Source organism: Caballeronia eucalypticola, from assembly GCF_047608185.1.
Classification (GTDB): domain Bacteria; phylum Pseudomonadota; class Gammaproteobacteria; order Burkholderiales; family Burkholderiaceae; genus Caballeronia.
This window is the reverse complement of the sequence record NZ_JBLKRU010000027.1, coordinates 58,007-82,768: the sequence shown is the minus strand read 5'-3', so window position 1 is coordinate 82,768 and position 24,762 is coordinate 58,007. Positions and strand designations below refer to the sequence as shown.

General features: G+C 59.0%; 24 protein-coding genes. 12 read left to right on the top strand and 12 right to left on the bottom strand.

Annotation, left to right across the window (positions count from 1 at the left end):
- Window positions 1-167 precede the first annotated feature (167 nt).
- From rhaM to rhaS, 6 genes are all read left to right on the top strand, one after another.
- Entirely contained in the window at window positions 168-482 is a 315-nt protein-coding gene (gene rhaM / locus ACMX25_RS26665; protein ID WP_414953007.1) for an L-rhamnose mutarotase, read from the top strand.
- Window positions 483-520: 38 nt separating this feature from the next.
- Entirely contained in the window at window positions 521-1,411 is an 891-nt protein-coding gene (locus ACMX25_RS26660; RefSeq protein WP_414953006.1) for an amidohydrolase family protein, read from the top strand.
- Window positions 1,412-1,421: 10 nt separating this feature from the next.
- The gene (locus ACMX25_RS26655; protein ID WP_414953005.1) at window positions 1,422-2,945 is read left to right on the top strand and encodes a sugar ABC transporter ATP-binding protein; all 1,524 of its coding nucleotides are present in this window, start codon (window positions 1,422-1,424) and stop codon (window positions 2,943-2,945) included.
- Window positions 2,945-3,985, top strand: coding sequence for an ABC transporter permease (locus ACMX25_RS26650; RefSeq protein WP_414953025.1), 1,041 nt, complete (start codon window positions 2,945-2,947; stop codon window positions 3,983-3,985). The genes ACMX25_RS26655 and ACMX25_RS26650 overlap by 1 nt, the downstream gene beginning before the upstream one ends.
- On the top strand, window positions 3,978-4,982 hold the full coding sequence (locus ACMX25_RS26645) for an ABC transporter permease (protein ID WP_414953004.1): 1,005 nt from the start codon (window positions 3,978-3,980) through the stop codon (window positions 4,980-4,982). The genes ACMX25_RS26650 and ACMX25_RS26645 overlap by 8 nt, the downstream gene beginning before the upstream one ends.
- A gap of 80 nt (window positions 4,983-5,062) precedes the next feature.
- Entirely contained in the window at window positions 5,063-6,088 is a 1,026-nt protein-coding gene (rhaS, locus tag ACMX25_RS26640; protein ID WP_414953003.1) for a rhamnose ABC transporter substrate-binding protein, read from the top strand.
- A gap of 147 nt (window positions 6,089-6,235) precedes the next feature.
- Here the strand turns inward: rhaS and ACMX25_RS26635 are convergent, their stop codons facing one another.
- The 6 genes from ACMX25_RS26635 to ACMX25_RS26610 form a co-directional block, all read right to left on the bottom strand.
- Entirely contained in the window at window positions 6,236-6,826 is a 591-nt protein-coding gene (locus ACMX25_RS26635) for an oxidoreductase (RefSeq protein ID WP_414953024.1), read from the bottom strand.
- Between the two features lie 12 nt (window positions 6,827-6,838).
- Entirely contained in the window at window positions 6,839-7,387 is a 549-nt protein-coding gene (locus ACMX25_RS26630) for an oxidoreductase (RefSeq protein ID WP_414953002.1), read from the bottom strand.
- 137 nt (window positions 7,388-7,524) lie between these two features.
- Entirely contained in the window at window positions 7,525-8,499 is a 975-nt protein-coding gene (locus ACMX25_RS26625) for an alpha/beta hydrolase fold domain-containing protein (RefSeq protein ID WP_414953001.1), read from the bottom strand.
- Between the two features lie 278 nt (window positions 8,500-8,777).
- Entirely contained in the window at window positions 8,778-9,806 is a 1,029-nt protein-coding gene (locus ACMX25_RS26620; RefSeq protein WP_414953000.1) for a LysR family transcriptional regulator, read from the bottom strand.
- 76 nt (window positions 9,807-9,882) lie between these two features.
- Complete coding sequence (locus ACMX25_RS26615) at window positions 9,883-10,569, bottom strand: gamma-glutamylcyclotransferase (protein WP_414952999.1); 687 nt, start codon at window positions 10,567-10,569, stop codon at window positions 9,883-9,885.
- A 218-nt stretch (window positions 10,570-10,787) separates the two neighbouring features.
- Window positions 10,788-11,330, bottom strand: a complete 543-nt coding sequence (locus tag ACMX25_RS26610; protein ID WP_414953023.1) for a DUF3331 domain-containing protein — start codon at window positions 11,328-11,330, stop codon at window positions 10,788-10,790.
- 677 nt (window positions 11,331-12,007) lie between these two features.
- Here ACMX25_RS26610 and ACMX25_RS26605 point away from each other — a divergent pair.
- Both ACMX25_RS26605 and ACMX25_RS26600 read left to right on the top strand, forming a co-directional pair.
- Window positions 12,008-13,846 (top strand): ATP-binding protein, encoded by a 1,839-nt coding sequence (locus tag ACMX25_RS26605; RefSeq protein WP_414952998.1) that lies wholly within the window; start codon window positions 12,008-12,010, stop codon window positions 13,844-13,846.
- A gap of 162 nt (window positions 13,847-14,008) precedes the next feature.
- Window positions 14,009-14,380 (top strand): response regulator, encoded by a 372-nt coding sequence (locus ACMX25_RS26600; protein ID WP_414952997.1) that lies wholly within the window; start codon window positions 14,009-14,011, stop codon window positions 14,378-14,380.
- A gap of 21 nt (window positions 14,381-14,401) precedes the next feature.
- On the opposite strand, the gene ACMX25_RS26595 is transcribed toward ACMX25_RS26600, so the two are convergent.
- From ACMX25_RS26595 to ACMX25_RS26575, 5 genes are all read right to left on the bottom strand, one after another.
- Window positions 14,402-15,079, bottom strand: a complete 678-nt coding sequence (locus ACMX25_RS26595) for a response regulator transcription factor (protein WP_414952996.1) — start codon at window positions 15,077-15,079, stop codon at window positions 14,402-14,404.
- A 159-nt stretch (window positions 15,080-15,238) separates the two neighbouring features.
- Window positions 15,239-16,165, bottom strand: coding sequence for an electron transfer flavoprotein subunit alpha/FixB family protein (locus tag ACMX25_RS26590; RefSeq protein WP_414952995.1), 927 nt, complete (start codon window positions 16,163-16,165; stop codon window positions 15,239-15,241).
- Between the two features lie 2 nt (window positions 16,166-16,167).
- On the bottom strand, window positions 16,168-16,947 hold the full coding sequence (locus ACMX25_RS26585) for an electron transfer flavoprotein subunit beta/FixA family protein (protein WP_414953022.1): 780 nt from the start codon (window positions 16,945-16,947) through the stop codon (window positions 16,168-16,170).
- 28 nt (window positions 16,948-16,975) lie between these two features.
- The gene (locus ACMX25_RS26580) at window positions 16,976-18,163 is read right to left on the bottom strand and encodes an NAD(P)/FAD-dependent oxidoreductase (RefSeq protein ID WP_414952994.1); all 1,188 of its coding nucleotides are present in this window, start codon (window positions 18,161-18,163) and stop codon (window positions 16,976-16,978) included.
- 368 nt (window positions 18,164-18,531) lie between these two features.
- Window positions 18,532-19,134: a helix-turn-helix domain-containing protein gene (locus tag ACMX25_RS26575; RefSeq protein ID WP_414952993.1), complete on the bottom strand. Its 603-nt coding sequence runs from the start codon at window positions 19,132-19,134 to the stop codon at window positions 18,532-18,534.
- 223 nt (window positions 19,135-19,357) lie between these two features.
- Between ACMX25_RS26575 and glnT the strand changes: the two genes are divergently transcribed.
- Genes glnT through ACMX25_RS26555 form a run of 4 tightly spaced genes read left to right on the top strand, consistent with a single transcriptional unit; the run spans window position 19,358 to window position 23,740 of the window.
- Window positions 19,358-20,758 (top strand): type III glutamate--ammonia ligase, encoded by a 1,401-nt coding sequence (glnT, locus tag ACMX25_RS26570; protein WP_414952992.1) that lies wholly within the window; start codon window positions 19,358-19,360, stop codon window positions 20,756-20,758.
- Between the two features lie 11 nt (window positions 20,759-20,769).
- The gene (locus tag ACMX25_RS26565) at window positions 20,770-21,678 is read left to right on the top strand and encodes a class II glutamine amidotransferase domain-containing protein (RefSeq protein ID WP_414952991.1); all 909 of its coding nucleotides are present in this window, start codon (window positions 20,770-20,772) and stop codon (window positions 21,676-21,678) included.
- On the top strand, window positions 21,666-22,355 hold the full coding sequence (locus ACMX25_RS26560) for a GltB/FmdC/FwdC-like GXGXG domain-containing protein (RefSeq protein ID WP_414952990.1): 690 nt from the start codon (window positions 21,666-21,668) through the stop codon (window positions 22,353-22,355). Before ACMX25_RS26565 ends, ACMX25_RS26560 begins: the two co-directional genes overlap by 13 nt.
- A gap of 26 nt (window positions 22,356-22,381) precedes the next feature.
- A complete protein-coding gene (locus ACMX25_RS26555; RefSeq protein WP_414952989.1) occupies window positions 22,382-23,740 on the top strand; it encodes an FMN-binding glutamate synthase family protein in 1,359 nt (452 codons plus the stop codon).
- Between the two features lie 8 nt (window positions 23,741-23,748).
- Here the strand turns inward: ACMX25_RS26555 and ACMX25_RS26550 are convergent, their stop codons facing one another.
- The gene (locus tag ACMX25_RS26550; RefSeq protein WP_414952988.1) at window positions 23,749-24,654 is read right to left on the bottom strand and encodes a LysR family transcriptional regulator; all 906 of its coding nucleotides are present in this window, start codon (window positions 24,652-24,654) and stop codon (window positions 23,749-23,751) included.
- Between the last annotated feature and the right edge of the window lie 108 nt (window positions 24,655-24,762).

Below are 24,762 nucleotides of genomic sequence, written 5' to 3'. Positions count from 1 at the left end.
CGGCGGTCATGGACCATCCGTGCGACCATTGTGCGATTCGGTTTTGCGATCGGCTGATCCTTACTTCGGATTGTCATGTTATCAGTCGGCGAATTATAGTCGTAACGCATAAGCCGTAAGTCGGAGCACGACTTAACCGGTTCAACACCTATAAAAGGCAAGCCGCAATGGAGACAATTGCGTTCAGGATGACCCTCAAACCGGGCCAGCGCGATGAATACGAGCGGCGTCATCGCGACATATGGCCCGAGCTGGCCGAGACGTTACGCGACGCCGGGGTCCGTGACTACTGGATTTTTCTCGACGACACCACCGGGGACTTGTTCGCCACGCTCAAGCGCGAGCGCGACCACACCATGGCCGCGCTGCCCGACCTGCCCATCATGCGCAAATGGTGGGACAGCATGGCCGACCTGATGGAAACAAACCCGGATCGCTCGCCAGCGCAAACTGCGCTCGTGCCGGTCTTCCATCTACCCTGACGCGTTGGTTATAGCCTTTGCGGCACGAGGACATATTCATGCAAGTTGTCGACCCGCACATTCATCTTTGGGATTTAAAGACCCATCACTATCCCTGGCTGGCGAACCCAGGCAAGTCGTTTGTCGGCGATGCGCAAGACCTGAAACATGACTACCTGATCGGTGATTTTCTGCGCGACGCCGCGCCGGTCCAGGTGCTCAAGCTTGTGCATGTGGATGCCAATCACGATCCCGCCGATCCAGTGGAAGAAACGCGCTGGCTGCAGCACGTTGCCGATAACGAAGGTCACGGGTTGCCGAATGCGATTGTCGCCGGTGCGGATTTATCGGCCGATAACGTGCAGGAAGTGCTCGAAGGACATGCTGGATTCGCCAACGTCCGGGGCATACGGCAGATACTCAACGTGCACGCTAATCCACTTTATGACTATGTGGGCCGGCACTACATGCGCGAGCCGGCATGGCGCAAGAATTTCGCGTTACTGAAGAAGTATTCATTGTCATTCGACCTGCAACTCTACCCGTCGCAAATGAAAGAAGCGGCCGGGCTTGCACAGGAACATGCCGACACGCAGTTCATCGTGAATCATGCCGGCATGTTTGTGGATCGTTCGTCGGTGGAGGGGTTTCGTGCATGGCGTGACGGACTTCGCGCACTGGCGGCCTGTCCGAATGTGGCGGTGAAGATCAGCGGCCTGGCCATGTTCGATCATGAATGGAGTGTCGAAAGTTTTCGGCCGTATGTGCTGGAGACAATCGATGCGTTCGGTTGCGAGCGCGCGATGTTTGCGTCGAACTTTCCGGTCGACCGTTTGTTCGCTACGTATGAAGGGCTGTGGAACGCGTATGTGTCGATCGTAAAAGACCTAAGCGATATAGAAATAGATGCCCTCGTTAAAAGCACCGCAGAACGTATATATCGCATCTGAAGGAGACAGTATGGGCAATAACAATCCGCCTCGGCTAGAGCTAAGGCACGCGAGCAAGTCGTTCGGCCGCGTGCGCGCGCTCGGTGACGGCAGCCTCGCGTTGTGGCCGGGTGAAGTGCACGCGTTGCTCGGTGAAAACGGCGCAGGCAAGTCGACTTTGGTCAAGCTGCTTGCCGGCGTGTATCAGCCGGACTCGGGCGAATTGCTGGTGGATGGACAGGCTCGCACGTTTGCAAATCCCGCAGAAGCGCGCGATGCAGGTCTTGCTGTGATCTATCAGGAACCTACATTGTTCGCGGATCTGTCCATCGCGGAAAACATCTACATGGGACGTCAGCCACGCGACCGGCTCGGCCGGATTCGCTACGACGAAATGAATCGCGAAGTGGATACGCTGCTGCAATCGCTTGGTGTCAATTTGCGTGCGGAGCGCCTGGTTCGCGGGCTGTCCATTGCCGATCAGCAAGTGGTCGAAATTGCCAAGGCGCTTTCGCTCAACGCGAATGTGCTGATCATGGACGAGCCGACAGCGGCGTTGTCGCTGACTGAAGTCGAGCGCCTGTTCTCGATCGTGCGCGCGTTGCGTGAACGCGATGCCGCCATCCTTTTCATCACGCACCGGCTGGACGAGGTATTCGCGCTGACGCAGCGCCTGACGATCATGCGCGACGGCCTGAAGGTCTTCGACGGCATGACCGCCGACATGACCATCGATTCGATCGTCAGCAAGATGGTCGGTCGCGATCTCGACACCTTCTATCCGAAAGCGGATGTTGCGCCCGGTGACGTGCGTCTTTCAGTGCGTAACCTGACGCGCGACGGCGTGTTCAAGAACGTCTCCTTCGAGGTCCGCGCAGGCGAGATCGTGGCGCTGGCTGGGCTCGTTGGCGCGGGGCGCAGCGAGGTGGCGCGCGCGATCTTCGGCATCGATCCGGTGGATGCGGGCGAGGTTCATATCGCAGGCAAGCCGTTGCAACTTGGCCGGCCGCAAGCGGCAGTCCGCGCAGGGCTCGCGCTGGTGCCGGAGGACCGACGTGCACAAGGTCTCGCGCTGGAACTCAGCATTGCGCGCAACGCGTCGTTGACGGTGCTCGGACGTCTTGTCAAACATGGGTTGATTTCATCGCGCAGTGAAAATTCACTCGCCGCCGACTGGGGCAAGCGCCTGCGGCTTAAGGCGAGCGATCTGGAAGCACCGGTGGGGACGTTGTCGGGTGGCAACCAGCAGAAGGTCGTGCTTGGAAAGTGGTTGGCTACAGGGCCTAAAGTGCTGATCATCGACGAACCGACTCGCGGGATTGATGTCGGGGCCAAGGCTGAAGTGTATCGAACGCTCGCTGAGCTGGTGCGCGAAGGCATGGCAGTCCTGATGATTTCAAGTGAGCTGCCCGAAGTGCTTGGCATGGCCGATCGCATTCTCGTCATGCACGAAGGGCGTATCAGCGCCGAGATTGCACGTGCCGATGCAAACGAAGAACGTGTGATGAGCGCCGCACTGGGCGCCTCGCCATCCATGTTGGGGAAGGCGGCATGATGACGCGACATTCTCCTGCCATGCCTGCCGTGCAAGCGCCCAAGCCGAAACGACGCAACCTGTTGGCGGAACTCGTACGCAGCCGCGAGGCGACCTTGTTTGTCGTGCTGATTGCGCTGGTCGCCGCGACCGCTGCGGTGAAACCCGAGTTCCTGAACCTGCAGAATCTGCGCGACGTGCTGCTCAACGTATCGATCATCGGCTTGCTCACTGCGGGCATGACGGTCGTGATGCTGATGCGGCATATCGATCTGTCGGTGGCCTCCGTTGTTGGCGTCAGCGCGTATTCGGTCGGCAGTCTCTTCGTGATGTTCCCGCAAATGCCGATCGCGGTCGCGATGCTCGCGGGCATCGTTATAGGCCTGGCGATCGGCGCAGTGAACGGCACGCTGATCACCTTCGGGCGCGTGCCTTCTCTAGTGGCAACGTTGTCGACGCTATACATAGTGCGCGGTGCCGACTACGCCTGGGTCCACGGCGGGCAGATCAACGCGACAAGTCTTCCCGATGCGTTTTCACGCATTGCGACGGGTTCGCTGCTCGGCCTGCCGAACCTGGTGCTGATAGCGGTGGTCGTGCTCTTCGCGATCGGCGTCTATCTCAAGCAATATCGCGGCGGCCGTGAGCATTATGCGATCGGGTCGAACCCGGAAGCGGCGCGACTAGCCGGTATTCGCGTGGAGCGCCGCGTGATGATCGGCTTCCTCTTGTCCGGCGCTATTGCGGGCCTGGCCGGCGTGTTGTGGCTGGCGCGTTTCGGTACCGTGGAAGCGAGCACGGCAAAGGGCATCGAATTGCAGGTGGTCGCGGCAGCCGTGGTGGGCAGCGTGGCGATCACGGGTGGCGTGGGCACCATCCTCGGCGCGACGCTCGGTGCGCTCGTGCTTGGCGTGATCAACATTGCGCTGGTGGTGTTGCGCGTATCGCCATTCTGGCAGCAGGCTATTCAGGGAGCGCTGATCGTCGCGGCGATCACGCTGGACACTTTGCTCGCGCGCTCGGTCGCGCGCCGCATGATGAGGAAACGCGATCATGGCTAAACCCGATTCCGCGCTGGCATTGACCAAGCGCCGGCACCTCTCATGGGAAACCATGCTGGTGGTCGTACTCGTGCTGGGAGTGATCCTCGGCCGCGTGTTATCACCTGTGTTCCTCTCGAGCGCCAACCTCTCGAACATGCTCGCCGACTTTACCGAGATCGCGCTGATCGCGTTGCCGATGACCTTGATCATTGTCGCGGCTGAAATCGATTTGTCGGTGGCGTCCGTGCTTGGCGCATCGAGCGCGCTGATGGGCGTGCTCTGGCACATGGGCCTGCCCATGCCGCTCGTGATTGCGATTGTGCTCGTCGCGGGAACGCTTGCCGGCCTGTTCAACGGGCTCGTGATCGTACGCTTCAATCTGCCCTCGCTTGCCGTCACCATCGGCACCTTGGCGTTGTTTCGCGGCCTGGCGTACGTGCTGCTCGGGGATCAGGCTGTGGCAGATTTCCCGGCGTCCTATACAGCGTTCGGGATGGATACGGTTGCGGCCTTTCTGCCCATGCCGTTTGTGCTCGTCATCATTGGCGCCGTTGTTTTCACTGTGCTATTGCAAGCGACACCATTCGGCCGCGGCCTCTATGCGATCGGCGCGAATCCTGTTGCCGCGCAATTTTCCGGTATCGACGTGGCGCGTACGAAGCTCAAGCTTTTCATGCTGTCCGGCGCGATGAGCGCGCTCGCGGGCGTGGTCTACACATTGCGCTTCACGAGCGCTCGCGGGGACAACGGCGAGGGCTTCGAACTGTCGGTGATCGCGGCCGTGCTGTTCGGCGGTGTGAGCATTTTCGGTGGACGCGGGTCCATGATCGGCGTGCTTCTGTCGTTGCTGATCATTGGCGTGTTGCGCAATGCGTTGACGCTCTCGGATGTATCGAGCGAGACGCTGACCATTGTGACGGGCGGTTTGTTGTTGTCGTCGGTGTTGATTCCGAACCTTGTTGCACGTTGGCGTGTCATGCGCGAAAAACGCATGATGACGCAGACGCTTATCTGAAGCTTGGCTTTTTAAAACCAGCGTGAAGACTCCGGTCATCGATTGAACCGGAGCAGCGCGCGACATCAGGAGACACAAGCATGTTCAAACCCTTTAAGTCCATTCGCGGTCCGGCGCTATGCGCCGCGCTGATCGCGGTGTCCGCGGCGGCGATGATTCCGGTCAGCGCGAACGCCGCGGATCTGAAGAAAGACCTGAAAATAGCGTTCCTTCCCAAGCAGATCAACAACCCGTACGAAGTGATTGCCGATGACGGCGGTTTGGCGGCGATCAAGGAAATGGGCGGGCAGGGCAAGGTAGTCGGGCCATCGGATGCAGGCGCTTCCTCGCAGGTTCAGTACATCAATACGCTGATCACGCAGCGCCAGGACGCCATCGTGATTGCTGCGAATGATGCGAACGCGGTTGTTCCGTACCTGAAGAAAGCGATGGCACAAGGCGTGAAGGTCGTCACGTTCGACTCCGATACCGCACCCGATGGCCGCCAGATTTTCGTCAATCAGGCGAACTCGGAAGGGATCGGACGGGGACAGGTGCAGTTGATGTCGAAGCTGATTGGAGGCGAAGGTGAGTTCGCCATTCTCTCCGCCACGCCGAACGCCACGAACCAGAACACCTGGATCAAGTGGATGGAGGAGGAACTGAAGAAGCCGGAATATTCGAAGATGAAGCTGGTGAAGATTGCCTACGGTAACGACGACGACCAGAAGTCGTTTGTCGAAACGCAGGGTCTGTTGCAGGCGTATCCGAACCTGAAGGGCATCATTTCCCCGACGACGGTGGGTATTGCAGCGGCAGCGCGTTATATCTCGACATCGCCGGCCAAGGGCAAGGTCATGGTGACCGGACTGGGTACGCCGAACCAGATGCGCGCGTTCATCAAGAACGGCACCGTGAAGGCATTCCAGTTGTGGGATCCGGGTCAACTGGGTTACCTCGCGGCCTACGCGGCGGCTAACCTTGCTTCAGGCACGATCACGGGCAAGGAAGGCGATAGTTTCGACGCAGGCAAGCTGGGCAAGCGCACAGTGGGCAAGAGCGGCGAAGTCGTGCTTGGACCGCCGACCACGTTTGATTCTTCGAATATCGACAACTTCAACTTCTAGAGCGAAGTTTTTCTCTTAATATCGAAAGATTTATCCGCACGAAAAAGATGCCTCCGCGGCGTCTTTTTCGTGCGCTTTTCTTTGTCAACGCGTCAACGTAAGCTGAGACCTACACCAATGCTTTCAGCACATCCGGGTTCCAGTTGTTTAACTGGTCGACGCGTCCTTCACGGACCTTGTTGGCCCAATCCGGGTTGACCAGCATCCCCCGACCAACGGCGATGAGGTCGAAGTCACCGCGGTCAACCAACTCAAGCAGATGATCGAGCGAGGCGACGTTGCTGCCTTCGCCATGAGCGTGTCGATATGCTCGCCAGTCATTCCTATGGAGCCAACGGCGATGGTCGGCTTACCGGAGAGTTTCTTTGTCCATGCGGCCAGGTTCCGGTCGGACTCGAACTCGTTATCCCAGAAGCGGCGCGTCGAGCAATGAAACACGTCCACGCCGGCGTCGACCATGATGCGGGAGAACTCTTCCAACTCAGCCGGGGTGTTGAAGTTCTTCGCTTTGAAGTCCTGGACCTTCCACTGCGAGATGCGCAGCGAGATGACAAAGTCCATCCCTGCCATGCGCCGGATTTCAGCAATGACACCTGCTGCCAGGCGGGCGCGGTTACGCAGTGAGCCGCCCCACTGGTCTTCGCGCTTGTTTGTTCCCGGCCAGAAAAACTGGTCCAGCAGGTAGCCATGGGCCGCGTGCAACTCGACGCCGTCGAAGCCGATCATCTTCGCATTGATAGCAGCCTTGCCTTACGCTTCGACAATTGCATCGAGGTCAGCTGGAAGAGCCGGCTCGCCATCGAGCGTTGTCGGCTTGCCGATTCCACCGAACAAACCTGAGGGGCCCACCCGGCGAGGCGGACGATAGTCGGCCCCTTTGGCTGCGTAAAGACCATCGACGGCATGCTGCTTCATCTGACCGACGTGCCAGAGTTGCGCGAACAGAGGCGTGCCTTCTGCGTGGACTGGGTCGACGACTTTCTTCCAGCCGGCAAGAGCCTCTACGCCGTACATGCGCGGCACGTCGACCTCATTGGCAGCGGCGTCGTGCGGTACCCATGTTCCCTCGGTGATGATAAGTCCGGCGCCCCCCGCTGCCCGTTTGCGATAGTAGTCAGCATTGTCTTCACCCGGAACGCCAGACGGTGCCATGGTACGCGTCATCGGCGACATGACGACGCGGTTCTTGAGCGATAGCGCGCCAATCCGAACCGGCTGGAAGAGCTTGGCGGTGCTCTTCGCCGCGAGGGCTGACAGTGGTGCGTGCGACGAAGCAGGTTTTGTTTGCGTCTGTTGCATCGGAAATCACCTTCTGGTTGAAATGTGCCTTGCTTTAAGGGCTCGGGCACACAGGGTGTCGGTTCTAATTGAGTTATCGCTTACGTCAGATACATACGCGCCGCCGCGATATGCGCGACTATTGGCAATAGTTGGACTTACGCAACAAGTAGTTGCTGATGGCGGCTGACAACTTCGGCTTCGTCTGTCAGCGCTTTCTGCACCGCGGGACGCGCTTCGATACGCGCGGTATAGGCCATCAGGTTTTTCAAGTGATCGAGCTTGACTCCCGAGCGCTCGTGCCAGAGTGTTGCCCATACGTATGCGTCGGCTACCGTGAACTGTTTGCCTGTCAAATAGGCGCGGCCGTCGGCCAGACGTGCGTCCAGGACACCGTAGGCCGTGAGCAGCTTGTTGGTGGTGAACTCGATTCCTTCCGCGGTCATCAGCTTGCGCATCAGGGGGATATGCTTTTGTGCGATCTCCGTTGCGATGAACGTCAGCAGCTGATCTTCTTCTGCGCTCGCTATCAGCGTCGGCGGCAACGTGCCCAGGCGCCGCGATTCGAGCGGCGCCGCATAAGGGTGAACGCGCTGCGAAGCGCTCGGCAGATAGGCACGATAGGAACGCGAACAGTCTTCCATGCCAAATTCGTCCTTCGACCCGGATGTTCTTTCAATGAGCCGGGTCATGCTCGGGTCAAGTAACGGCGCGAGCAAGGCCTGCGCTGACAGCTTGTGTCTTGCGCGGTCCCGCGCGATGGCCGCGAGTCCCGCCGCAATGTTTCCGCCAGCATCAAACCCCACTGCGGCCAGACTTAGCACATCGGCACGGCTCTCTCGCGCACGCAGTGTCGCCCACTCCAGCGCGAGATACGCATCCTCTATTGCAGCCGGAAACGGGAATGCTGGCGCTAGCGAATAACCCACGGCAACAACCCAGGCGGGTGTCTTTGAAGCGATGAACGAGGCTGGGATATCGGCGTCGTCCAGCGTGCCTTTTACAAAACAGCCGCCGTGGAAATACAGCACGATTGGCAGGCTGTTGCGCGTGAGTGGGCGGAAGCTGCGCAGCGTGATTTTCTGTGCATATCCGTCAATCGCGACGTCGGAGATTTCCAGCGTAGGTTTCATGTGTGGTGACGAATCGTTCTCGTGCAAGAGGGTGTATGCAAGCTCGTTTTGCAGGCCGGATTTTCCACACAACGCCTTTCAAGATAAACATCTCTCTTTCGACAATACAATTCGGTCACAGCGAATTGTATTGTCATAAGCTAAGCTAATTATTCAGACGCGACGAGACTGACCGTTGCCTTCGCAACGAGTCAAGACGGGTCTCGGTATAGGAAAACGCTCGGCGAGCGCTCGGAGCGCGCGGTTAACGCATTTGCACGGCCATGAAGAAATGTCAGCTAAACGGCTGCTACATCGCGGCTACGTGAGTCACTGCTTCGAGCCGAATCAATTTCGCGCGATGCGATCGATGACGATTGCGCGGGATTAACAGGCCGCCCAATCTCACCGGGCAATACCGTTTTTGTTCTAAGCAGATTGCACTGCTCAAAAAGCTCCGCAGCCCATTCGACGAAAACCCGGACCTGCGCCGAAAGATGCCGGTTCTGTGGATAGACAGCGGAAATCGAGAATGGCATGGGGCGCCATTTTTCCAATACTTCAACCAGTGCGCCGGTTTTCAGGTGTGGCCATGCAAGAAAATGGGGCACCTGAATAATGCCTAGGCCCTGGAGGCCACATTGCAGGTAGGCATCGCCATCATTGGCCGCGAGTCGGGAGCGCATTCGCACCTCAACCGGATTTCCATCTTTAACGAAATCCATCTCGACAACGCGTCCGTTGCGGCTGGAAAAGTAGTTCACTGCCGTGTGGCGGTCCAGGTCCGATAGTGTCACCGGTCTCCCATTGCGCCGCAGGTATTCCGGACTCGCGACGGTAACGAACTCGGAGACGCCAATACGACGGGCAACGAGCGTCGAATCTTCCATCGGGCCCATGCGGATGGCACAGTCAACACTTTCTTGAACGAGGTCCACGGCCTTGTCTCCGACCCCCAGCATCAGGTCGATGTCCGGATAACGGGCGTGGAACTCATCTAGCGCCGGCACAATGACCATTCTCCCGATCGAGCCTGGCATGTCGACCTTGAGCTTGCCGCGAGGGGCGGATGTAGTGGAGAACGAAGTCTCCGAGTCTTCGACCTCGGCAAGGATGCGGGAGCATCGCTCATAATAGGCCGCCCCGTCGGGAGTCAGGCTGATGCGGCGTGTCGTGCGGTTTAATAGTCGTACCTTAAGGTGAGCCTCGAGATTCTGGATAATGGTGGTCACCGAAGAGCGTGTCATACGTAGCGAATCAGCAGCACCAGAGAAGCTGTTGATGTCGACCACTCGGGTGAAAACCTGCATCGCTTGAATTTTGTCCATGTCTTTTTGTCCGTGCTTTAAGGAGACTCTCCAAAAAGAGGCTCTCCAAGAATCGCCGGCTTGCGCCAGACGCAGGTCATTCAAGGGCGCCTGGCAGTTGGCATGGAGCCTGCCGAGAGAGGCGCTGAATTTCGCTCACGAGCGCATCAATGTACGAGTCCTGCGCGTTGCCCTCAGTCAGCGCAGCGTGGAGCTTGAGTACATAATCCGCATTGCTTCCAAACTTGCCCACGGCCGACGCCACGAGCGGTGCCACCGTCGACACACTCGAGTCCGCCTCATATTGTTCACGGGCGGTGTCCGCGACAAATGCAATCGCATGGGTCTGGGTGCCGTCATCCAGTGTGATCGGCGCCCACGTTGGCCTGTAGGAGCCGAGTACCATCTCCCGAATCCAGACCAAGGCCAGTTCCTCATCCGTCGTCGCACGCGGAAGCCGGAACGCTACGCCATGTGTATGTCCCCCAGCCTCGAGCGCCGGCATTCGACCGGGCATTTCCGGACTGCCGCGGCCCGCTACCATGCGAAGGCAGAAGCTACGATGCCAGTTGCATAGTGTGGCTACTTGCCTCCGATCGAAGTGCATTGTCGGATTCCATATCAGGGAACCGTAACCAAATATCCATATGTCGTGCGCATCCGCAGGACGCAGTTTCAGGGTGTCGACAAGGGAACGTGCAATTTGCTGCTCGGTCCATAAGTTAGGTAAAGACGCAAAGTTGTCGAGGTACGCGCCCGAGTGAATGGTTTGTCGTGTCAGCATTGTCAACGGCCGGTCTGGTTCGAAATGCCAGGGCGCCGTGCGACGGCGGTCAGAAGCCCCGCGCACCGGAGTCCCCAGGCTCGGTGACAGTATGACCGCGGTGCTCTACCGGATAAAGACTCGTACAGGAGACGCTTTGACGCTTGACAGGCGACAATGTCGAACGTGCTTTCGGATGCGTTGGAACCTTTGGTTACTACGGGTTGCCGTGGACTACCTTAATCGTCGCGAACCTTCTGGAGGGCGGACGCAAGGATCATTGCGTCACCATTCAGCGGTGTTATCCCGCCGCGGGTACGCGGTTTGTATACGGTGTCGCCCCTGCTGATGTGTAATCCGGACAGGGCGCAGCGTCCAGAGCGGCGGGCGAGTGCAGAGGACCAGACTTGCTCCTCATAGTTGCATAGTGTTGGGTCACGCCAGGAGAGCGCCACAAGAGAACCGGCCAATCTTTCAAGGACCGTCACGGTGAAAGTGCGAAGCTCCGAGTCGGCCGGCGGGGACTTGCTCCAGGATTCTCGCAACTGCAAGCAGGTCGACTCCTCGGGTGACTCTATGGGCGGCGTGGAGAATTGCAACAGTGCCGTGAGCGTTCGGGACCAGGGGTCGGCAGCAAGAGATGATGCTCTGTCGAGCACTCCGTGACAACTGATATTGCTTAGGTTTGCTGATGATATATGAGGATAGCTATTGTCGTTCTGGGTCGTATTCGTCTCAGATACAACTTCGGAGGGCTCATTGCGGCAGGCGGCGTTCAACATCATCGTTCTCTCATGAGTGAAAGGTCGGAGCGACTATCGAACAACGAAGGAAAGGACGGACGTCTACTGAAGACAAACCTGAGCGTAGTCCACCGTGCGCCGGTATACATTACGGCTCAGCCATGAAACGAAGGTGTATTCGACATAGGCGTTGGCACCAAGAAAAATCCAGGTATGCAGACTATTTGACACGGTAAATTCCTTTGGGACAGGCGATGCAGTAAAAGGAAAGCGGTCAGGCGCGGGACGCGTTTGCGTCATGCGGGCTTGCCGAATCGCAGTTCAACACAGGGGCCGTCATGGCGACGAAGGGGAGTGCTTCACTGTCAACCGGCAAGTGCCAATCGCGATGACTGAAGCTTAGAAAGCGCGGAAGACGAAATCCATGCTACGGTCGGATACCGTGCTTCCTCAATGGAGTAACAAAGATATACCCCGGTATAACGCATCGTTTCGACAGGCAGGACTGAGGGCCGGTTGATGAGGACTAACGCTTAATACAGGCGTCAGGCTTTAGATACGGACGTATATTATGGATAGGATTGCCAATGCATCGGACTATCCGGTTCGCTTTCAATGTGTAAATGAATCGAAAGCTGCGGAGCCTTTCAAGAGTTTCGGCTAGCCGACGGCAAGCGTTAAAGGATGCGCCGCTGACGAAAACGCGGAGGTGCGCGGTGGGAGCATTAGGTTCGTCATACAAGAGCAGCAAGCCCGGCTATCTCATCGGTCTGTGGCTCGGAGGTTGCGTTGCATTGGGCGTCATCGCCGGCATCTGCTTTTATTTCGAACTGCGCCTTGCTACTGCAGGTTTCTGCTTGCTGATTGCCATCGTGCTTTTGTCGCTGCTCGATAGCTTTGTCTCGTCAGCTATCTTCGCGCTGGCAGGCGCATCGCTGCTGAATGTCTTCTTTACGCCGCCCATATACAGTTTCCAGATTGACAAGCGCCAGGACTATTTTCCGCTCGCTACGTTCTTCATTACGTCGCTCGCCGTCACGTCACTTGTGCGTCATATTCGTCGAATGGAACAGGCTCAGCGGGGACAGGCCCGTCTATTGGATCTCACCCACGACACAGTATTCGTGCGTGACGCGAATAACGCCATCACGTACTGGAACCACGCCGCGGAACTTCTGTACGGCTGGAGCAGAACAGAAGCGACCGGGAAGATTGTCGACGAGTTGCTTAAGACAAGGTTTCCAGCGCCGCGCGAAGAGATTCAGCGGACGCTTGAACGAGACGGGCGTTGGGAGGGAGAACTCGTCCACACGAAGCGCGATGGTGCAGAAGTCGTGGTGGCGAGTCGTTGGACCTTGCAACTTGATGACAAGGGCGTGCCAGTTGCAACACTGGAGACGGACAATGACGTCACGCAACGCAAGCACGCCGAGGAATTGCTCAGGAGGAGCCAGGCGCAGTACTTGGCCGAAGCCCAGAAACTTAGCCGGACAGGAAGTTTTGGATGGAACGTGACAACAGGGGAAATCTTCTGGTCCGAGCAGGCCTTCGATATCTTCGAGTACGATCCGGCAATCCCTCCAACCATTGAAATGGCGCGGCAGCGAGTCCATCCTGAAGACAGGATTCTCTTCGACGAAATGCTAAGCCAGGGCAGTGATACAACAGACCATTTCGACATCCAGCACCGGCTTCTCTTTCCCGATGGCCGAGTCAAATACCTGCACGTCGTCGCGCACGGAGCGCATGGCCAGTCCGACCGGCGGCAGTTTATCGGTGCCGTCATGGATATCACCGCGTCCAGACAGACCGAAGCGCAACTGCTTCAGGCGCAGACCGAGCTGGCGCGAGCCAGCCGGGTTTCGGCACTTGGCGAGTTGAGCGCGTCCATCGCCCATGAAGTCGGTCAGCCGCTCGCGGCGATCGTTACGAATGGAGAAGCCTGCCTCCGCTGGCTGCGTCGACAGCCACTCAATGTGAAAGAGATCGAAGAGTGTGTGACCCAGATAACGGATGAGGGAAACCGCGCTGCCGACATTGTTCATCGTGTGAGAATGCTGATGAAAGGTGCCCCGCCGGAGCGTATGGCAGTCGAGCTGAACGGGGTCGTCGCAGAAGCCGCAGCGTTAATTCGCTCTGAGGTAGAAAGTCACGAAGGCACGTTAGTACTCTCGTTGGCGCCGGAGCTTCCTCCCGTTTTTGCCGACCGCGTGCAACTCCAGCAGGTGCTGATCAACTTCATCAACAACGGCATGCAGTCGACGGGAACCGTTGCACGCAAGTGCGAGATTCTCGTCGCCTCGGCAACCGCCATGGACGGCAACATTGTGGTTTCCGTGCGCGATAACGGCCCCGGTATCAGCGACCAGAATCTGCCGCGCCTGTTCGACGCCTTCTTCACCACTCGCAGCACCGGCATGGGAATGGGGCTCGCCATTTGCAGCTCCATTATCGAGGCCCACGGCGGCCGGATTTGGGCAGCAAATAATCCTGACAGCGGAGCGACCTTTAGCTTCTCGCTTCCTCCCGCAAACATCCCTGTCGCGGTCAAGTGAACGACGGCCCGACGCGTCGGCAAGGGAAATTCGCAGGGTCAGCGGTTATACATTCGTATCATCGCCGTAGCGGTCGCTGTAAGGTAGGCTTTAGTCTTTAAGGCGGATAAGCGTTCTTTTCAAGTTCGCGTTTCCCGTCGGATAAGGCCGAGGGCCGCAACTTTGCTGAAAACGCCCGTTATATCGATTGTTGACGACGACCTCGCTGTTCGCCGCGCCCTGGGAAGCCTCGTGCGCTCGATGGGTTGGGAGTCACGCCTGTTCGAGTCCGCGGAAGGTTTTCTGGCCTCGGGAGAGGTCGTGAACACGACTTGCCTGATCTCCGACGTCCGCATGGCGGGGATGTCAGGCGTGGAAATGCATGAACGTCTGGTGGCGCAAGGACAGGCGCCGGCGACCATTTTCATCAGTGCGTATCCGACCCCTTTGTTGCAGGCCAGGGCGACGGGCAACGGTGCTTTAGTGCTGCTGCAGAAGCCCTATCAGGCGTCGGTCATGACTTACTGGCTGTCCGTGGCGGTAGGCGCACCCTAGGTCAGCGTCCTCGTTTGCCGCTTAGTGAGCGGTACGCGGAATGAACGGTTGAATACCGAGGGACTCGGCTTTGCGCACCAGGTCGGGCATGGAACTCGCATTAAGCTTGCGCATGACGTGACCCCGGTGAACCTTGACGGTAATTTCGCTCAGGTTTATTTCTGCGGCGATCTGTTTATTGAGCAACCCTGAGAGTACAAATACCAGTACTTCCTTTTCTCGCGGCGAGAGCGAATCATGCATGGAACGCAACTTGGCGATGGCCGCGTCCGCCTCGAGGCGCATTGCGTCGCTTGCCAGCGCCTTTCCTATTGCATCGAGCATGTCCTGGTCGCGAAAGGGTTTGGCGAAGAAGTCCGTTGCACCGGCTTTCATCGCCTTCACGCTCATTTCAATGTCCCCATGACCCGTCATGAAAACGACCGGAATACGCATGCCCGAGTTGATTAATTCCTGATGAACCGTGAGTCCGTTTTTCCCGCGTAGCCGCACATCGAGAATCAGGCAGCTTGGGCCTTCGGTACGCGGATGACGGAGAAACTCCTCGGATGAAGCGAATGTCTCAACGCGCAGGTCGACCGAACGCATGAGCGTGGCCAGCGCCCGGCGAATGGCTGCGTCGTCGTCAACGATATAGACCACCGACGTGTCGCGGCGAGTGCTGTCAGGTGCCGATGGTAGGGACGGTCCGCCAAGCATTGAGTCACCTCGATTCAGCCCGAATTTTGTTGCTCGGGATGATGCTCAATTCTATCCGCATAACGAGAGCGACGACAATCTCGGCGACCGCCTCGCGGGCAGGGTGGAACGATCCAGCTTAGATTAAACTTTCATTTTGAAAGGCATCAGACATGGAGTTCATGGAGCATTCCCCGTTGCGTGGGCATTGAGTTCGCCCATGACATCGAAGAGATCGCCCACGATGCCGTAATCCGCCACCGAAAAAATCGGCGCGTCTGGGTCCTTGTTCACGGCCACGATAATCCGCGAATCCTTCATGCCGGCCAGATGCTGGATCGCTCCGGAAATGCCGAACGCGAGATAGATCTCGGGCGCCACTGTCTTGCCTGTTTGCCCGACTTGCGCGGCGTTGGGCGCATAACCCGCATCCACGGCCGCGCGTGATGCACCGAGCGCCGCGCCCATGTTGCGGGCCAACGTGCCCAGCTTGTCCATGTTTTCCTTCGATGCCAGTCCCCGGCCTCCTGCGACCACAATCCGCGCGCTCGACAGATCATGTCCGCCTTGCGACGCGGCCTGTCGATCGATCAACACGGTCGCGGCGAACGGCGCAATGGGATCGAGCGAAACGATTGGCGCCGCACCGCCGTTGGCGCTCGCAGGCGCAAAAGACGACGTCCGGAAAGTTGCGAACAGCGTGGCGCTGGTGCTTTCGACTGTCGCGACCACGCTGCCCGCGTAAAGGCCGCGCACGAAACGCTGTGCCGTCACAACACGCGTGATGTCAGCGAGAAACGCATTGCCGGTCAGCGCGGCGGCTCGCGGAAGAGCTGCGCGTCCGGTTGTACGGTGACTCGTCGCAATTAACGAGTAATCCGAAGCAATATGCTGAAGAAGATTGGCGAGCGTTTCAGGATTGGCTATATCACCCGATGCCAGCAGCACGCGCCCGATGCCCTCAATGCACGCAGCGGCATTCGCCATGGCAGGTGAAAACGTAAGCACGTCCACCGGTACGCCGCGCCCACCTGCCGCGCTGATGACTCGCAGGGTTGCATCGGCCGTAGCACCGTCTTCCCATTCTCCTACGACAAGACTTCTCATGGTCATGCTCCCACGTTTTGAAGTAACCGCGCGCTGCCGATGGCGCCAAGCAGCGCGGCGGTATCGGCGACCTTGATGCCGGGCTGACGGACCGCTGGCTCGGCTATCTCCATGGTTCGTATTGGTGTGTCGAGTGCGACGTTGAACGTCGCCGCGTCCAGCGTGCGCAGCGGCTTTTGTTTCGCCTTCACGATACTCGGCAACGTGACACGACGCGGGTCGGCCAGGCGCAGGTCTGCACTGACCACGGCAGGCCCGTCAAGGCGCCAGGTGGCGGTGCCAGCGTCGTCGCCGCAGGTGACGAGCCAACTGCTGCCGGTAGCTTCTATCGCGGAGGCGTTGAGCGCCTGCGGCCAGCCGAGCAACGCAGCGAGCATTGCTGCCACGCCGCCAATGTCGTCATCGATCGCCTGCTTGCCGCACAGCACTAAACCGTAGGCATCGGTATCGGTATCGGTATCGGCGCCGATGAACGCATGCAGCAGACGCGCGATGCCGAGTGAGTCTGGTGAAGCGCCTGCCGTATCGATCAGCACGGCGTTGTCCGCGCCCATGGCCAGCGCGGTGCGCAGCACATCCTGACAAACAGGCAGGCCGCACGTGAGCACGGTCACGCTTGACGCCACGCCGGCTTCACGCAAACGCAACGCTTGTTCGACCGCGCATTCATCGAACGGGTTAAGCGACATTTTGAGGCCGGCTGTATCAACACCACCTGCAGAGCCGATACGAACGCGCACGTTGGCATCGACGACCCGTTTCACGGGGACGAGAATTTTCATGGTCATCTAAGAGTTGCGGTTGAAGTAATCAGGACACCGCGCCTGAGCCGTATTTGCCGACCAGCAGCGCACCGCTTGCGAAACGATCGAGTGCGTACGGCGAGAGTGAGACGTCGGTGGTTTGGCCCAACGCGTGCTGCGCGAGAATCTTGCCGATCCCCGGCGATAACTTGAAACCGTGCCCGGAGAAACCGAATCCGACGGTCAGTCCTTCTATGTCACCCACCGACCCGAGCACCGGGTTCCAGTCCGGCGTGACGTCGTACACGCCGGTCCACGATGAAGCGAGCCCAGCCGTTTCGTAGGCGGGAAATCGTTCTGCAACCTGCTCGCCGACTTCGCCGACATAGTCGAGCGAGATATCGCCCTGCTCGGTCTCCGGTGCGTTCAGCGTTTCGCCGACCACGCCTTCCGACACCAGCATCTGGCTGCCGCCGTAGCTGCGGAAATACAGCATGCCCGGCGAGCCGAGATCCTTGTAGGCCGGCATTTTGAATGTGTAGGGCGCTACATCGCACTCCAGAGCAAGCACCGTATGGCGTTCCGGCTTGACGGGCAACGGCACGCCGATCCACCCGGCGAGTTCCGGCGTCCAGATATTCTGCGTGCTGATCAGCATGCCGCAACTGAATGTTCCGGCGGACGTTTGAACACCGGTCACCCGGCGGCCATCACGCACGAGACCGGTCACGTTCGTGTTTTCCATGAACTTCACACCGCGCCTTCGAGCCGAGCGCGCGAAACCGGTTGCGACCAGATAAGCATCGGCGAAACCCGCTTCGGGTTCGTAGCCGATCAGCGCGGCATCGTCGAATTGAGCGATCGGCAAACGCTCGCGGGCCTCGGCTCTTGAGAGCAACTGCACTTCGATGCCCATGCCTTGCTGCGCATCGAGCGAAGCTTGCAGCGGCGCGAGCTTGTCGCCTTCGGGCGCGCAGATCATGTAGCCGCATTTCACGAGACCGCACGAGGCTTCGTCGTCGTCCACGTAAGCCGCGAAGTTGTTGAAGGCGTGCCAGGACGAACGCGCGAGCTCCACGTTCTGCCGCACGGAATAATGCGTGCGCAACAGCCCCGACGATTGCGACGTCGTGCCCGCACCAATCGTGCCGCGATCCAGCACCAGCACGCTTTTGGCGCCTAGCGTAGCGACATGATGGGCAACTGACGCGCCGATAACCCCGGCGCCGATCACGATGACGTCGTAATGGCTCATGCTACTTCCTGAAAGAAGATCGATGAGCAGATTCTAAGGAGAGGAAATACTAAGCCGCTTTGTATTAAGCAAACTTATGCAGAGCGAGCGGATTGCTGCAGACTTCTGGCTTAAGCCGCGTCCCGACAATTTAGTTACGCGCTTTGCATAAGCACAGGTGATGCACTTTATAAGCAGGGCACCCGGCAGCGTGCGTCCGCGCACCAAGCAAGCAAAACAGCGCACCGCAGTAAGGCGGTCGCGTTTCCCGGCAGCGCTATTCACATGACCTTCAGCGTTCGCGAGAAGGTTTCCTGTCATGAACTTTTAATTCTCAAAGGGAAACGTGGCACGATCGTTGCATTGCTATGTCGACGAAGATCGCGACCTCATTCGGCAGCGGTCGGCGGATACAGGATGATCGACAGAAACTGGATCGGCATCTTGATGAGCCTCTCCGGACCGTGCGGCACATCACCCTGGAACGTGAGCGTGTCGCCCGGATGCAGGATGTAGGTTTCCTGGCCGTGCCGGTATTCAATCACGCCTTTCAGCATGTGAATGAATTCGGTGCCCGGATGTTCGAAGATCGGGAATCGTTCCGCTTCGTCATCCATGGTGATGAGGAATGGTTCGAAAATTTTCCTGGGCCCTTGGTCATAGGCGAGCAGATGGTAGGTATGTCCGCGCTTGGTGCCCTTGCGGACCACTTCCATGCCGGCCCCTTTCTTGACGAACTGGGCGCCGCCGCCCGGCGTGTCGTAGTTGCGAAACAGGGCCGACATTGAGACGCCGAGGGCCTGGGCAATGCGGTTGAGAACATCGAGCCCGGTCGAGGTCTGGGCGTTTTCGATCTTCGACAACATGCCTCGACTGATGCCGGCTTGTTCGCAAACCTGGGCAATGGTCAAGCCATGACGCTGGCGAAGTTCGCGGATGGTCGCGCCAAGGTAATGCTCAAGCGGATTCTTGCGGTCATCCTCGGTTTGCATTGCACGCCTCATGAGAAAACGGCAGGTTAGCAGATCAGGTGGGATCGGTACGGGTCTGATGTTTCATGTCATGAATTATTGTTGCATATCAATAAATTCATGCACATACTTCGAACTTGCTTGCGGGACGCCGGGACGGGTGACTTTCGAGTGGGTCGTAATCGGGCCGTGCAAAAAAGGGCACGGCTTTTTCAACCAACGATAGACGATGCAAGGAGTCACGATGAACCTGAACGATGGCGGCAACGCACCAGTCGCGGAGCTTGGCACCGCGCTTGGGAAGGTCCCGCGCTTTGAATCCGCGCAGGATGCGCAAAGCTGGCTCGTGCAACAAGGCGTGAAATACGTGCTGGCGCAGTTCGTCGATATTCATGGCGTGGCCAAGGCCAAGTCCGTGCCGGTGGCGCACCTCAACAGCATCCTCACCGCGGGCGCCGGGTTCGCCGGTTTTGCGATCTGGGGCGTGGGAATCGAGCCGAACGGACCGGACTTCATGGCGGTCGGCGACCTCTCCACGCTCAGCACCGTGCCATGGCAAAGCGGGACGGCGCGCATTGTTTGCGAGGGCCATGTCAAGGGTGAACCCTGGGCTTACGATGCACGCGTCACGCTTAAAAAGCAGATAGCGCGGCTGACGGAGCGCAAATGGACCTTGTTTACGGGACTCGAACCGGAGTTCTCGCTGCTCAAGCGTTCGGTGTCGGGTGCGATCGAACCGTGCGACGCCAGCGACACGCTCGCTAAACCTTGCTACGACTACAAGGGTTTATCGCGTACTCGCGCGTTCCTGGAAAAACTCACGGAGTCTATGCGTGCGGCCGGGATCGATGTCTATCAAATCGATCACGAAGACGCGAACGGCCAGTTCGAAATCAACTATACCTATACGGATTGCCTGACCTCCTGCGATCACTATGTGTTCTTCAAGATGGCGGCCTCCGAGATTGCCAACGAGATGGGCCTGATCTGCTCGTTCATGCCCAAGCCGTTCGCGAACCGCCCAGGCAACGGCATGCACATGCACATGTCGATTGGCGACGGCGTGAGCAATCTTTTCTCAGACAAAAGCGATCCGTCGGGCATGGGCTTGTCTAAGCTCGCCTATCACTTCACAGCAGGCTTGCTGGCCCACGCACCGGCGCTCACGGCGCTATGCAATCCGACCGTGAACTCATACAAGCGGCTCGTGGTCGGTCGTTCGCTGACCGGCGCGACCTGGGCGCCCGCGTATATCAGCTACGGCGACAACAACCGCTCGACCATGGTGCGCGTGCCGGGCGAACGCATTGAACTGCGCCTGCCCGACGGCGCATGCAATCCGTATCTCGCGACGGCCGCGGTGATTGCAGCGGGTCTCGACGGCGTGGAACGCGAGTTGTCGCCGGGCGCGCCGGCGAATGAAAACCTCTACGAGTGGTCGCCGGCCAAACTTCGGGAACATGGCATAGGCGTGCTGCCGCAGAACCTTGAGCACGCGCTGGACGCACTTGAGGGCGACCGCCTGATTTGCGACGCGCTGGGCCCTGTCGCCGATGAATTCCTCAAGCTCAAGCGGATGGAATGGCTCGAATACATGCGGCATGTGTCGGATTGGGAAATGAAGAGTTATCTGGAATTTTTCTGAGGAGAAGCACGATGTGCGGAATCGTAGGTTTGCTGGTGAAAACACCGGCACTGCGTGAACAGCTTGGGGCATTGATGGTGCCCATGCTGATCGGTATGACAGAACGCGGCCCGGACTCCGCGGGCTTGGCCGTATTCGGCCAGCCGCTGGATGGCGGCAAGCGAAAGCTCAGCCTGTATTCGGGATTTACCCCTGAAGGGAATCGGTTCGACTGGAACGGACTGACGGCTGCATTGAACGGCGCGGTGAAGGCGGACGCGCGGATTGACGTGCAGGGCAATCACGCGATCCTGACCTTGCAGGGCGATCCGGAAGTGGTAAAGACCTGGCTTCGCGCCACGTTTCCGAAAGTGTATCTGCTCTCCACGGGACGTTCCATCGATCTATACAAGGACATCGGCACGCCGGCTCAGGTTGCTGCGCGCTATGACTTCGCGAACCTGAAGGGCTCGCATCTCGTGGGCCATACACGTATGGCCACCGAGTCGGCGGTCACGCCCGATCGCGCGCATCCGTTCACCGCCGGAGAAGATTTTTGCCTGGTGCATAACGGCTCGCTGTCGAATCCCTATGGCGTGCGCCGGATGCTCGAACCGCAAGGCATTCACTTCGATACCGACAACGACACCGAAGCCGCATGCCGCTTTCTCGAATGGCGGCTGCGCGAAGGCGACGAGTTGCCGGAAGCGCTGCAAAAGGGCTTCGAGGAACTCGACGGTTTCTACACCTTCCTGATGGGAACATCGACGGAACTGGCCTTGATTCGCGACCCGTTTGCCTGCAAGCCCGCAGTCGTCGCCGAGACCGATGACTACGTCGCGATTGCATCGGAATTCCGGTCGCTGGCGCACTTGCCCGATATCAAGCATGCCAAAGTGTTTGAACCTGCACCCGAGGAGATGTATGTATGGAAAGCGTGATCTTTGACCTGGAGAAAGCGACGGTCCGCGAGGTCAACCAGTTTCTTCATGGTGCACCCGAGACGCTCGAAGGGCGGCAGGTGACGGTTGTTTCGCCGAACGGCGCGCACAACCTGGCGGTCGGCGTGGATGCCCCGGTTCAAGTCCTGATCGATGGACACGCCGGTTACTACGCGGGCGGAATGAACAAACACGCGACGATCATCGTGGACGGCAGCGCGGGTACAGGCGTCGCGGAAAACATGATGAGCGGCAAGGTCCACGTGAAGGGTTTCGCGTCGAACGGCGCGGGTGCATCGGCGCATGGCGGCTTGCTCGTGATCGACGGCGACGCCGGCCTGCGATGCGGAATATCGCTTAAAGGCGGTGACATCGTGGTCGGCGGGTCGGTCGGCAGCTTCTCGGCGTTCATGGCGCAAGCGGGCCGCATGGTGATCTGCGGCGACGCAGGCGACGCCCTCGGCGACTCTCTCTACGAAGCCGTGCTTTACGTACGCGGTTCGGTGAAGTCACTGGGTGCGGACGCGCAGTACGAAGAGATGACCGACGCCGATGTCTCCGCTGTTCGCGACCTGCTGAAAGCGGCAGGGCTGAATCACGATCCGATGTCGTTCAAACGTATCGCCTCGGCGCGCACCCTCTACCACTGGAACGCCGACGCGAACCAGGAATATTGACAGTCCGTTCTTCAGAGAAGGTCCCCATGGAAGCCAAACCGGTTCATTTCGCCCGGCTGCAGCAAGAAGAGTCAGCAGGTTATGACCGCAGCACAATCGACTATATCCACACCGCGGCGCAGCGGGGCCTGTACGAAATTCGCGGCCTGGGTGCGAAGCGCAAAGTCCCGCATTTCGACGACTTGTTATTTCTCGGCGCATCGCTTTCGCGTTATCCGCTTGAGGGCTATCGCGAGAAATGCGTGACGAAGACCGTGCTTGGTACGCGCTTTGCAAAGAAGCCCATCGTGCTGGATATCCCGATCACGATTGCCGGAATGAGTTTCGGTGCACTCTCGGCCAATGTCAAAGAAGCGCTGGGGCAGGCCGCTACCGCGATGGGCACGTCCACCACGACCGGCGATGGAGGCATGACGCAGGAAGAACGCAGTTCGTCCAAGACGCTGATTTATCAATGCCTGCCGTCGCGCTATGGCTGGAATCCTGACGACGTGCGCCGTGCCGATGCAATCGAAGTGGTGATCGGGCAGGGCGCGAAGCCGGGCGGCGGGGGCATGCTGCTCGGGCAGAAGGTCAACCCGCGCGTGGCGGCCATGCGTACGCTTCCGGCGGGTATCGACCAGCGGTCGGCGAGCCGTCATCCAGACTGGACCGGCCCCGACGACCTCGCGATCAAGATCCAGGAACTGCGCGAGATCACGGATTGGGAAAAGCCGATCTATGTGAAGGTCGGCGCAACACGTACCTTTAACGACGTGAAGCTCGCCGCCCATGCAGGCGCCGATGTAGTCGTGATCGATGGCATGCAGGGCGGCACTGCAGCGACTCAGACATGCTTCATTGAGAACGTCGGCATTCCTACATTGGCCGCTGTCCGTCAGGCGGTGGACGCGCTTGAGGACCTGAACATGAAGGGGCAAGTGCAGTTGATCGTGTCAGGCGGAATTCGCACGGGCGCCGACATTGCAAAGGCGTTGGCGATGGGCGCGGATGCGGTGGCGATCGGGCAAGGCATGTTGATGGCGCTGGGCTGCAACAGCGATACGTATTTCCAGCACGGCGGCTTGCATTCGGCGGCGGCCGACTATGCCGCGCTAGGGACGTCGCCGGGTTTTTGCCATCATTGCCATACGGGCAAATGCCCGGTTGGCGTCACGACCCAGGACACCTTGCTTGAACAGCGCGTGCAGCCGGAGGAAGGCTCACGGCGAGTCCGCAATTATCTCAAGACCTTGAACATGGAACTGACGACAATCGCTCGTGCTTGCGGCAAGCAAAATGTCCATCACCTGGAGCCTGAAGATCTGGTGGCGTTGACGGTCGAAGCAGCTGCCATGGCGCGGGTGCCGTTGGCCGGTACTTCGTGGATTCCGGGTTTGAGTTGAGCAAGAAATCAGTCGAGGCATGAGGGATCTTGAATCGCCGTTATCAGCAGTTCAAGAAACGCGGCCACGGCCTTGGGCAACGTACGCCCGGCCATGGTCTGAACCTGAAGTGTCCGCTGATGCAATTCCGGATTGCTGATGGGCACAGCCGCCAGGTTGTCCGGCTTGAGGCGGCTGCGCACTGTCAGGAGGCCAACGAGCGTGACCGCTTTCGTTAGCTGTACAAAGGTTTGCAATGCGCTGCCGTAATTGCTGACGAACACCGGCTCGAAGGTCAGGCCTTCCAGGCTGCAGGCAATATCGAATAATTGTCTGACGGTTACGCCCTCGTCATAAATCGCAAGCGGCCAGGGTTTCAGGTCCGCGAGCGAGACGGACTTGTGCTGCGCCAGCGGATGGTCTTGCGCGACCAGTGCAAATATTGGCGCACGCTGCGCGTAATGCACGTTGACGTCCTTCTCGGGCGCGACGCTGAAACATACGGCAACGTCGGCGGTACCGTCGCGTACCCGCTGCGTGGCTTCTGTCGGCGTGTTCACATCGAGTTGAAAGTGCGCCGCCGGCCAGGTCTTCAGGAAATGCACGAACACCTGCGGCAGGAAATCCCGGGCAACGCCCTCGGAACTCGATACACGGATCGTGGCACGGCGATCCGTCGTCAAGCCTCTTATCTCCTCGGTCACCCGATCCTGCTCCATCAGGCTGCGATGCGCGTGCGCGGCCAGGAGGCGGCCCGCCTCGCTTAGCACCATGCCTCGCGGCCGCCGCTCGAATAGCGGCACGCCCATTTCGTCCTCCAGCTTGGCGATCTGCCGGCTCAGTGCCGAGACGGCGACAAACAGCCGCTCAGACGCTTTGCTTAGCGATCCGCTTCGGGCGACTTCCAGGAAATAACGCAGCGCGGTAGTTTGCATGACGCATGCCTTGTAGAAGCTTTGCCGTTTCGGCAACGGAAACTGCCAAATATTGTCATTGTCCATAAATATCGGCGGTATCAAGATCGCGTCATCGGTTTCCCTGAC